Genomic DNA, 11,033 nt, shown 5'->3' with positions numbered 1-11,033 from the left:
CCCGCGACGGCTCAGATGTCGGCATGGTGATGTGGCACGGAGGCGGGCAGCGGATCATGGCCACCCACGAAGTGGCGCACCACCGGCGCGCGCTCTCCCCGATGCAATCCGCGTAGTTCTTCCTGGATCGCCTTGTCGTCGGCGGTGATGCGCTCGTGCTGGCGAAGGTGCTCCAGCCATGACGGGGTCACGAAATACTCAAGGTGGATTCCCGGTGTTGCCACGTCTTCGACTACGCCCCAGACCACCGCACCGTCGCGACGACGGATGGATCCCATCGCGCGCATCTGCGCCTGGAACGCGGCACGATCAGCATCATCGATGCGGTACTCGATGGTGACCAGCACCGGGCCTCGATCGTTCGACACCGGCACCGACAGCTCGGGTGCCGGCCAGTGCCCGGCCGGGCGCAGGTTCAGGTCTTCGGTGCCGGCGATGCGCACGCGCCACACCAGCAATCCACCGATCACCGCACCGGCCGCTGCCACCAGCAACGCCAGTTCGGGCGAGGTGCGCTGAGCGAGCGCGCCCCAGCTCAGGCCGCCGGCGGCCATGCCGGCAGAGAACACCATGATGTACAGCGCCAGCGCACGCGCACGTACCCATGCCGGAACCGCAGTCTGCGCAGCGATCTGCAGCGACGACAGCACGGTGATCCACGCAAATCCATTCACCAGCATCACCGCCGGAAGCACGTACCAGCTGCGGGTCAGCGCCAGCCCGACCAGGCTCAGGGCCAGCGACAACGTCGCCAGCAGTACCAGCAGGTCGCGATCCAGCTGTGCGCGCAGCTTCGGCAGCAGCAAGGCACCGCCCACTGCACCGATGCCGATGCAGCCCAGCAGCATGCCGTACTGCCCCGCCCCACCCTGCATCTGCCCACGCACCACCACGGGCAACAACGCGTTCATTGCCGCGGCGAAGAAGAAGAAGCCGACCGACTTGATCAGCACCGCCTGCAGCCGTCCGGCACGGCTGGCGTAGCGCAGGCCCGCTTTCAATCCGGCACCGAAGCCTTCCGGCGGCAAGCTCGACTGCTTTGGGTCGCGCTTCCAACCCCACACCACGAACAGCATCGCGGCGAAGGTGATGGCATTGAAGCCGAACGCCCAGACCGCACCCAGCTGGGCGACGATCACGCCACCGATGGCCGGGCCGATCGAACGGGCGATATTGATGCCGATCGAGTTCAGCGCCACCGCCGAGGCCAGCATCGGCTGCGGCACCAGTTCAGAGACGATGGCGGCCTGCGCGGGCATTGCCATCGCCGCACCACAGCCCATGCAGAAGGTCAGCAGCACCAGCAACTGCGGGGTCAGCAGGTCCATCGCGGTCAACGCAGCCATCGCGGCGGCCACCAGCAGCATCCAGCCCTGGGTCGCCAACAGGTACTTCCGACGATCGACAATGTCGGCCAGGGTGCCGGCAGCGAGCGCCAGCAGCACGATCGGCACCGTGGTGGCCGACTGCACCAGGGCCACCATCAACGGCGAACCGGTGCGCTCGGCCATCACCCAGGCGGCGGCCACGTCATTGACCCAGGTGCCGATGTTGCTGGCCAGGATCGCCAGCCAGATCGAGCGGAACATCTGGATCTTCAGCGGGGACCAGGCCCCTGCGGCCTGTGCGGGGGGTTGCGACGCGGGTGCGTTCACCATTGCCATGCTCCAACGATCGAGGCGAACAGCGTGTCCTGGCCTCCAGCCTGCTTCAGTGCAGGACCGGCGTCGACCCAGGCCAGCTGCAGCTGCCATTGCCAGTGTTCGCTGGCCTGCCAGCGGGTTTCGGATTTGTACTGGGTGCCGATGCGGCGCGCGCCACCGGCGCTGCCCGGCAACGCCACCAGCGGCGCCGGCGTGGTGTAGACCGCATCGGCACGACGATGCTTCCAGGCCATCTGTACGCCCAGTTCCGTCGTCACCGCGTCGTGCAGGCGCAGGGCCAGTGTCGGCTGCAGGTCCATCAGATTGGCCGGGGCCAGCAGGCTGGCCTCGCTGAAGTAGGCCGATTTCGGGAACAGTGCATTGAAGGTGCCCAGTCGCCGGTCGTGCAGGTTGCCATCGCCACTGGCGATGTCGGCCTTCAGCCCCAGCCGCGGTTGCAGCGGCCGCTCCGTCCAGCGCCAGCCGGTGTCGGTCGCCAGCGTCCAGGCACGGATGTCGAGTGGGCCGGTGGCGGCACGCAGTTCACCGCCCTGCGCCACCAGCTCACTGTTCCAGTCCAGCAGACCTGACTGGCCGAACCAGCGCGCACCGAGTGTCTGCCGGCGCTCGGTTCCCGAGCCTGCCGCAAAGCGCGCACCGTCGCGACGATAGTCCAGCAGGTACAGATCCCACTGTCCCACGCCCTGCCCGCGTGCCGCGGTGGCATAGGCACCCCACAGGTGCGCACCGTGTTCGCTGCGATCATCAAAGGCACCCGGCCGGTTCTCGACCGGCCGCAGGGCCATCAGGTCAAGCGTGCCGAGCCGCCCCTTCCAGCCCAGGCGCGCACCGTCGAAGGCCAGGCGGATATTCGGCCCATCGCGCACCGACAACAGCCGCGAGCTGCCATAGCCGGCTTCCTGCCGGCCGAGCTGCACATGGAAGCCACCGCGCTGCCAGCGCCAGTACGCCTGCTGCACGTCCAAGGCACCACGGTCGGTGCGGCCCGGGCCGCCTGCCTTGCCATTCTCGGCATGCACGCCCAGCTGCAGTTTTGCCTGCCAGGTGTCCTCCACATAGGTGGCCGAAGCCAGTGCACGCAGCAGGCCATAGCCATCTTCACTGCCACCGATGCCGAACCGGGTCGGGTCGTAGTACAGGCCACGCAGGCGCAGCGAGGCGTCCCACCGCAATTGGCCGTCACCGGCGTCAGTGCAATGGCCACCCTCGCAGGCCAGCGCCAGCGATGGCACGGCCAGCAGCGCCAGGCTCAGAACGCGAAGCACGAGCATCCCATCGCGCCCCAGAAGGCGGTCAGGTCATCGGTGGGCGCCGCATGCTGCGCGGCATGCCCGTGAGCACCATGCGTACTGCAGGCCACACCGTGATGGTGGCGATGGGCAGCTGCCAACCCGGTGGCAGCACCGCCGACATGGTAACCACCGAACCGGTTGACCGGCGACCAGCTGGGCATCGCCGGCGGCAGCTGCGGCGCCAGGCCAGCATAATCGCCGTCGGCATGCACGATGCGCCCGCCGACCACGGTCAGCAGGCTGGTGATGTCGGCGATCTGCGCGTCGTCGACGCGGAAGAAATCGGCCGAGAGCAGGATGAAGTCGGCCAGCTGACCAACCTTCAATGTCCCTTTTACTGCTTCGTCGCCGGAGAACCAGGCGCTGCCCTGGGTCCACAGGCGCAGCGCCTGCTCGCGTTCGAGCAGGTTTTCCTCGCCATACAGGGCCAACCCGCCCACGGTGCGCCCGGTCACCAGCCAGGACAATGCCACCCACGGGTTGTAGCTGGCCACGCGGGTGGCGTCGGTGCCTGCGCCCACCGGCACGCCCTCGGCCAACATGCGCCTGACCGGCGGCGTGTGCCGTGCCGCCTGCACACCGTAGCGCTCGACGAAGGCTTCGCCCTGGTAAGCCATGCGGTGCTGCACGGCGATACCCCCACCCAGCGCGCGGATGCGCTCGATATTGCGCGGAGTGATGGTCTCGGCGTGGTCAATGAACCAGTGCAGGCCATCGAACGGCACCTCGCGGTTGACCTGTTCGTATACATCCAGGATGCGGGTGATGCTCTCGTCGTAGGTGGCGTGGATGCGGAACGGCCAGCGCTTCTCGACCAGCAGCTTCACCACGTCGTGCAGTTCGGGCTCCAGCTCCGGCGGCAGTTCCGGGCGCGGTTCGTTGAACAGTTCGAAGTCGGCGGCAGAGAACACCAGCATCTCGCCCGCGCCGTTGTGGCGCAGCAGGTCATCGCCCTGGCGCGGCTGCAGGATCTCGCTCCAGCCACGGAAGTCATCCACTTCCCTGCCCTTGTTCTGGGTGAACAGGTTGTAGGCGATGCGCACCGTCAGCTGATCATCGCGATGCAGCTGCTCGATGACCTGGTAGTCCTCGGGGTAGTTCTGGAAGCCACCGCCGGCGTCGATCACAGAAGTGATGCCAAGCCGGTTCAGTTCGCGCATGAAATGGCGCGTCGAGTTGGCCTGGTATTCGATCTGCAGGCGCGGGCCCTTGGCCAGCGTGGCGTACAGGATCAGCGCATTGGGCTTGGCCAGCAGCAGCCCGGTAGGGTTGCCCAGCGAATCGCGCACGATCTGGCCACCCGGCGGATCTGGCGTGTCCTTGCTGTAGCCGCAGGCGCGCAGCGCGGCGCGGTTGAGCAGTGCGCGGTCATACAGGTGCAGCAGGAACACCGGCGTATCCGGTGCGATGTCGTTGAGCTCCTGCAGCGTCGGCAGGCGCTTCTCGTTGAACTGCGCAGCGGTGAAGCCACCGACCACGCGCACCCACTGCGGCGCGGGAGTACGGTCTACCTGGGCCTTCAGCATGTCCAGGGCATCGCCCAGCGAACGCAGGCCGTCCCAGCGCAGTTCCAGGTTGTAGTTCAGGCCACCACGGATGAGGTGGGTATGGCTGTCGTTGAGGCCGGGCAGCAGGCGCCGGCCCTGCGCGTCGATCAGCGTCGCTTCATTGCCCCAGCCGCGCATGATCTCCTCGTCGCTGCCGACGGCGACGATGCGGCCCTCCTGTACAGCCAGCGCCTGCGCATGCGGCTGCTGCGGGTCGAGGGTGGTAATGCGGGCATTGCGAATGACCAGCGTGCTCATGCGACGCTCCTTGGAAGTGGAATCGAGTGCGGCACCGGCACGACCTGCCAGGCCGAGCGCAACAGCGGCGCCGCTGGCCAGCACCACGTTGCGGCGGCCGTGATCGAGGGGATCGTGACTCATGCGAAATCTCCCGGAAAGCGTTGGCCGTCCAGCGCCCAGGCGCCGGGGCCGGCCAGCGCGAGGGCCAGCAGCACCGTGGTCCACATCAACGGGTACTCACTGCCGCCGCGCATCCAGAACCAGCCCTTGGGCAGGGCCAACAGCACGGTGAAGCCGATGAAGGCAGCCGCCGCAAGTGCGGCGATGCGGGTCTGCCACCCCAGCAGCACGGCCAGCCCGGACAACACCTGCAGCAAGGCCAACAGCAATGGCAACGGTGCCACTGCCGGCAGCCCGAAACCGCGCAGCTCGGTGGCGAAGCCGGAAAGCCCCGGCCCCCCGAACCAGCCGAACAGCTTGCCCAGCGCGTGCGGCAGCAGGAAGCCTCCTGCCGCCACGCGCAGCATCAGCAGGGCCAGGTCGAGGCCATGGCCGGCAACCATGCTCAGTGCCCGCCTTCCTGCGCACCGAACATCCGCTTGGCGTACTGGATGCCGATCCCGTAGCCGCCGGCGTGGTCGCGCGCAATGCCGGTAGTCAGGTCGTAGGTTTCACCCCGTGCCCAGTCGCGCTGCAGTTCGAGCAGGTACTGCACGCTGGTCATCGGCACCGCGCCGGCCTGCACCATGCGGGTGATCGCACGCTCGTGCGCTTCCTCGCTGACATCGCCGCAGGCATCGGTAATCACATACACCTCGAAGCCCTGCGCCAGCGCCGACAACGCCGGGCCGACGATGCAGACGCTGGTCCACAGGCCGGCGATGACCAGACGGCGCTTGCCGATGCGGTTGATCTCATCGATCACAGGCTGGTCTTCCCAGGTGTTCATCGAGGTGCGATCGAACACCGTCTGGCCAGGGAAGATCTGCGGCAGTTCCGGGAACATCGGCCCGGAGAACGATGCTTCGGCGACTGTGGTCAGCACGACCGGTACATTGAAGCCCTTGGCGCCCTTGCCGATCAGCGACACGTTGTTGCGCAGCGCAGAGATGTCGATGGTGTGGGTGGCGAACGCCATCTGCGACTGGAAGTCGATCAGCACCAGGGCGTGGTCGGTCGGCGACAGCAGCGCCGGGGCGGGAGTGGCGGTGGCAAGGCTCATGGGTGGACTCCGTTGGAAACACGATCAAGGGGATGCAACAGGGCGGCATCACCGGCGACGTACTGGCCGGGGCTGCAGCCGGTCTCCGCGCGGAAGCTGCGGACGAAATGGCTCTGGTCGAAGAAGCCCAGCTGCTGGGCCAGGCAGGCCATCGGCAGCTGCGCGCCCGGCAGCAGCTGGCGCGCACGCTCGATGCGACGGCGGCGGACATAGCGCAACGGGCTGGCGCCGGTACCGGCGCGGAACAGGCGTACCAGATGGAAGCGGCTGACGCAGGCGGCCGCCGCCAGCTCGGTCACCCGCAGCGGCTGCGACAGATGCTCATCGACATAGCGCAGGGCGCGCTGCAAGGCGGCCGCCTGCTGCGGTGCCAGTGAAGCGGCGGGCGGATCAGGCGGGAAGAGGGTAGCCATGCGGGACGCCGCGAAGGGGTGCCCCATGGTGCGTGACCCCTGCGTGATGCCCTACCCCCGTCGGTCGAGGCCAGCACCTACCCGAATGGGGGAGGCCGACGGCCGAGCAGGCGGCGCCCGAACAACCGCGCATCCAGTGAATAGGCGCCAGGCCCCACCAGCAACAGCGCCAATGGCAGCAGCGCCTGCGGCCACGGCGCCTGCTGCGCGAACATGCCCACGGCCGCCATCAGCGCCGCCAACGGCGTCAACGCACCCAGCACGAGCACCGGCACTGCCAGCAGGCACAACGCGGACCACCCGCCCGCCTGCATGCCGGGCGAGAAAAGTGCAGCGGACAGGCACAACCGCAACCACAGCAGGCCGATGCCCGGACCGCGGTCGGGGAACATCACGAACAGGCGCTGCATGGCGGGGCTCCGGAGGGCATGCCGGCGTGATAGCCGACGCCGGCGCACGCCGCCTACCCCGTTCGGGTCACCCCGGACTGCCCCACACCTGCCAGAATGCGCGCCATGCGTGGCCGCCCCTTCCCGTCCGTGCGTCGCCTGCCGACGCTGCTGACGTGCCTGCTGCTGTTGACCTCCCTGCCCGCCTTTGCCGTGCAGCGCCCGCCGGTGAGCGGCGGGCTGCCCGATTACGAGCACACCGCCTGGCGTGTCGGCCAGGGCGCGCCAGGCGATATCTGGGACATTGCCCAGGACCGCGAGGGCCTGTTATGGCTGGCTACCGGCTCGGGCCTGTACCGCTTCGATGGCCGTCGCTTCGAACGGCAGCCAGCGCCCGCCGGCAGCCAGTTCCCGTCCACCAACATGGTCACGCTGGCGCATGCCGCCGGCGGTGCGCTGTGGATCGGCTACTTCCAGGCCGGCATCAGCCAGTTCACGCATGGGCAGCTTCGCAGCTACGGCCGCGAGCAGGGGGTGCCGGTCGGCGTGGTCCCACGCTTCAGCCAGGATCGCCAGGGCCAGCTCTGGGCGGCGATCAATGGCGGGCTGCGCCGCTTTGACGGACACCGCTGGCAGCCACTGCCGGCCGCTGCCGGCCTGCCCGAGCGCCGAGTGCAGTGGGTGCTGCACGACAGCCGGGGCAGGTTCTGGGTGCTGGCCGACCTGAAGATCTGGATGCGTGCGGCGGGCCAGACCGCGTTCGAGGACACCGGCATCGCGGTCTCGCAGATGGCGACGCTGGCCGAAAGCCCGCAGGGTGAAGTGTGGCTGGCCGACCGGGTGCGCGGCACCTCGCCGCTGGCCAACGCGCAGGGTCTGCTGGCGGCCGGCGAACGTGAGACGCGGCGGTTGCCGGAACTGGTTGCTGCGCGCCTGCAGTTCACTGCCGATGGCGCGCTGTGGGCCACGATGAGCCCGCACGGCGGCGTCGCCCGCATCACCTTCGACGGCACCCGGGCCGTGCGCATGGAACGCTTCGATTCGCCGCAAGGACTGACCGCCACATCGGCAGTGCCGATCATCGTCGATCGCGAAGGCAATCTCTGGGTCGGCACCAATCTCGGCCTCAACCGCTTCCGCGCACGCAGCGTGCACGCCCTGGTTGTCGGCCCGAGCGATCCCTACCGCTCGCTGGTACGGGCCAGCGATGGGCGCGTGTATGGCTATGGCGAAGACCTCAAGCCCTACGACCTGCGGCGCCCCCTGCTGAATGGCAGCGCCACGCAGCTGCAGGCCGCCGCGCGGCAGGCACCCACGTCGATCTGGCAGTTCGACTGGGTCAACCTCGCGCGCACGGTCGCCGGCCGCACCACATTGATCCCGCTGCCGGCGCCGTTCACCGGGCAGCCGCTGCATGCCCTGTTGTTCCCCGATGACGGACAGGCCTGGGTCTGCGCCGGCGAACGCGGGGTGCTGCACTACCAGCATGACCAGTGGCAACGTGAAATCCGCCTGCCAGAGCAGGCCTGCTCATCGCTGGCGCTGGATGCCGATGGCCAGCTGCTGCTCGGCTATGCCGATGGCCGCCTGCGCCGCCTGGGTGCAAATGGCACCGAGAGCTTCGGCGCCGGGGACGGCCTGTCGGTAGGACCGATCACTGCGATGCTGCACCACCGGGACCTTCTGCTGGTCGCCGGCGAAGCAGGGCTGGCGGCACGGCTGGGCAACGGCCGGTTCGTTCCGGTGCGCACCGACATGGCCGGCCTACTGGAAGGCATCACCGGCATGGTCGCCGATGCCAATGGACACCTGTGGCTCAACGGCAGCCGTGGCCTGGTACGGATGGAAAGCGGGTTGCTGCGCCGTGCCCTGCGCTCCGGCCTGCCAGTGACGCCACGCCTGTTCGATGCCATCGACGGCATGCCCGGCATCGCCCTGCAGAGCGGACCGATCTCCACCGCCGCCCTGGCCGACGACGGCCTGCTGTGGCTGGCCACCAACCAGGGCCTGGCCTGGCTGGACACCACCCGCTCGCACGTCAATACGATGGCTCCCAGCGTGCGTATCGGCGAGGTGCTGTATGGCAGCGAGCACGCGCCGCTACGCGATGGCCTGCGCCTCCCGGCAGGCACCAGCCAGCTGCAGATCGATTACGTGGCGCTGTCGTTGGCACGTCCGGAGCGCAACCGATACCGCTACCGCCTGTCGGGCGTGGATGATGGTTGGCAGGACGCTGGCAGCAGCACACGTGCGTATTACACCAACCTCGCGCCCGGCACCTACCGGTTCGAGGTGGAAGCCGCCAACGAGGACGGCATCTGGAGCACCGCACCGGCCAGCCGCAGCTTCCGCATCGCTCCCACCTTCATGCAGACCGTGTGGTTCAAGCTGCTGTGCACCGCCGCCGTGCTTGCACTGCTGGTGCTGGCGGTACGCATCCGCAGCGGGCAGCTGGCCGCACTGTTCCGCGCCCGACTGCAGGAACGCAACGACGAACGCGAACGCATCGCGCGCGACCTGCACGACACCCTGCTGCAGGGTAGCCAGGGCCTGATCCTGCGCCTGCACGCGATCAGCCAGTCAGCGCAGACACCAGCGCCGGTGCGCAGCCAGCTTGAGTCAGCGATGCAGCTGGCCGAGCGCAACCTGGCCGAGGGTCGCGAGCGGGTCAATGCGCTGCGCGAGGCGCCGTTCGCGGGCCGCGACCTCGCTTCGGCGCTGGCCGACGTGCACGCCGAATACGCCGGGCATGGCATCAATCCCCTGCGCCTGACCGTGGAGGGCGCGGCGCCACCGCTGCAGGCCGACGCGGCCGAAGAGGTGTTCCTGATCGGGCGCGAGGCCATCCGCAATGCGTTGCGCCATGCCAATGCCAGTGCCGTTGAAGTGGAACTGTCCTACGGCACGCGGTGTTTCCTGCTGCACGTGCGCGACGACGGCGCCGGCATTGCCGACGAGAACGCCGGCCATGGCCATTGGGGCCTGCAGGGCATGCGTGAGCGCGCCCAGCGCCTCGGCGCGGAACTGCAGCTGTGGACCCGCCCCGGGCTGGGTACCGAAGTCGCGCTGGCAGTCCCGGCCCGGCGGCTGTATCACCGCCGCCGATCGCGTTGGCATTGGCCCTGGAGTAGAGAAAACCATGACTGAGTCCCCTGCCCCGATCGGCGTGCTGGTGGTCGACGACCACCCGCTGCTGCGTGATGGACTGGCGGCACTGCTGGGCGCTCATGCCGACCTGCGCCTGCTCGGCGAGGCCGCCGATGGCGAGGAAGCCATCGCACGCTACCAGCAGCTGCAGCCGGATGTGGTGCTGATGGACCTGCAGATGCCCCGCCTGGATGGTGTGGAAGCCATCCTGCGGATCCGCGCGCTGGACCCACGCGCGCGCATCATCGTGCTGACCACTTACCGCGGTGACGTACGTGCGGTGCGGGCGCTGCAGGCCGGCGCCAGCGCGTACCTGCTGAAGGACATGCTGCGCCATGAACTGGTCGACACCATCCGCATGGTCGCCGGCGGCCGGCGCGCACCGATTCCCCCGGCGGTGGCAGCCAGCATCGCCGCGCACGTGGTGGAAGATCGCTTGTCGCCCCGCGAGACCGAGGTACTGCGGCACGTGGCCGGAGGGCTGTCGAACAAGCGCATCGGCGAGCGCATGCAGATTTCCGAGCAGACGGTGAAGGCGCACATGAAAAGCCTGATGGACAAGCTCGGCGTGGGTGATCGCACGCATGCGGTAACCCAGGCACTGCGGCGCGGCATCATCAGCCTGGACGACAGCGGTCACGATTAAGGGGTTGTCGGCAGGGCTTGCAGCCCTGCACCTGCTACGGGCTGGAGCAACAGCAACAGCAACAACTGAAGCAAAAGCGGTTTCCTGTGGGTCGGCGGGGTGGGTCCGGTTGCGGGAGACGCCGTAGACCCTTCCTTGGGGGCTTGGCCGCGGCATCCATGCCGCGGACACTCCCGCAACCGGACCCACCCCGCCTTCGACAGATCTCTGCGAGCTGTCGGGCATGGCTTTCTGTAGAGCCGAGCCATGCTCGGCTCAAATCGTTCCGATTTCCAGATACTCGATTTCGATGGAGATTCGTCTACGCATGGCGTGGATCTACCAGATCGCGAGAATCTGTCAGAGATGGGGCGGTGTCGGAGTGCGGGGTGTCAGCCGCATGGGCCCGAGGCATGCCTCGGGCGGGTTGGGCAGGACGCCCAACCCCGGTCTTGCCGTGTGCGCAGGAAAGCGCACACGAGCAAGCGGCTGCC

At 68.3% G+C, this 11,033-nt stretch carries 9 protein-coding genes; 2 read left to right on the top strand and 7 right to left on the bottom strand.

Features of this window, described 5'->3' with window-relative positions:
• Window positions 1-11 precede the first annotated feature (11 nt).
• The 7 genes from AB839_RS20495 to AB839_RS20465 form a co-directional block, all read right to left on the bottom strand.
• Window positions 12-1,658, bottom strand: a complete 1,647-nt coding sequence (locus tag AB839_RS20495) for an MFS transporter (protein ID WP_061480733.1) — start codon at window positions 1,656-1,658, stop codon at window positions 12-14.
• The gene (locus AB839_RS20490) at window positions 1,652-2,935 is read right to left on the bottom strand and encodes an alginate export family protein (protein ID WP_061480732.1); all 1,284 of its coding nucleotides are present in this window, start codon (window positions 2,933-2,935) and stop codon (window positions 1,652-1,654) included. The genes AB839_RS20495 and AB839_RS20490 overlap by 7 nt, the downstream gene beginning before the upstream one ends.
• Window positions 2,914-4,761 carry an amidohydrolase gene (locus tag AB839_RS20485; protein WP_197467699.1) on the bottom strand — a complete coding sequence of 616 codons (1,848 nt, stop codon included), beginning with the start codon at window positions 4,759-4,761 and terminating at the stop codon, window positions 2,914-2,916. The genes AB839_RS20490 and AB839_RS20485 overlap by 22 nt, the downstream gene beginning before the upstream one ends.
• Before the next feature lie 119 nt (window positions 4,762-4,880).
• Entirely contained in the window at window positions 4,881-5,306 is a 426-nt protein-coding gene (locus tag AB839_RS20480) for a DoxX family protein (RefSeq protein WP_061480730.1), read from the bottom strand.
• A gap of 2 nt (window positions 5,307-5,308) precedes the next feature.
• A complete protein-coding gene (locus AB839_RS20475; RefSeq protein WP_005417006.1) occupies window positions 5,309-5,965 on the bottom strand; it encodes a hydrolase in 657 nt (218 codons plus the stop codon).
• A complete protein-coding gene (locus AB839_RS20470) occupies window positions 5,962-6,405 on the bottom strand; it encodes an AraC family transcriptional regulator (RefSeq protein WP_050562701.1) in 444 nt (147 codons plus the stop codon). Before AB839_RS20470 ends, AB839_RS20475 begins: the two co-directional genes overlap by 4 nt.
• Window positions 6,406-6,455: 50 nt before the next feature.
• On the bottom strand, window positions 6,456-6,788 hold the full coding sequence (locus tag AB839_RS20465) for a hypothetical protein (protein ID WP_061480729.1): 333 nt from the start codon (window positions 6,786-6,788) through the stop codon (window positions 6,456-6,458).
• Window positions 6,789-6,884: 96 nt separating this feature from the next.
• On the opposite strand from AB839_RS20465, the gene AB839_RS20460 reads away from it, so the two are divergent.
• Window positions 6,885-9,914, top strand: a complete 3,030-nt coding sequence (locus tag AB839_RS20460; RefSeq protein WP_061480728.1) for a sensor histidine kinase — start codon at window positions 6,885-6,887, stop codon at window positions 9,912-9,914.
• Window positions 9,907-10,560 carry a response regulator transcription factor gene (locus AB839_RS20455; protein ID WP_061480727.1) on the top strand — a complete coding sequence of 218 codons (654 nt, stop codon included), beginning with the start codon at window positions 9,907-9,909 and terminating at the stop codon, window positions 10,558-10,560. Before AB839_RS20460 ends, AB839_RS20455 begins: the two co-directional genes overlap by 8 nt.
• Window positions 10,561-11,033 lie beyond the last annotated feature (473 nt).

The sequence above is a fragment of the Stenotrophomonas sp. DDT-1 genome, from assembly GCF_001580555.1.
Taxonomy (GTDB): Bacteria; Pseudomonadota; Gammaproteobacteria; order Xanthomonadales; family Xanthomonadaceae; genus Stenotrophomonas; species Stenotrophomonas sepilia.
The sequence above is the reverse complement of the archived record's forward strand: the minus strand, read 5'-3'. Positions and strand labels throughout refer to the sequence as shown.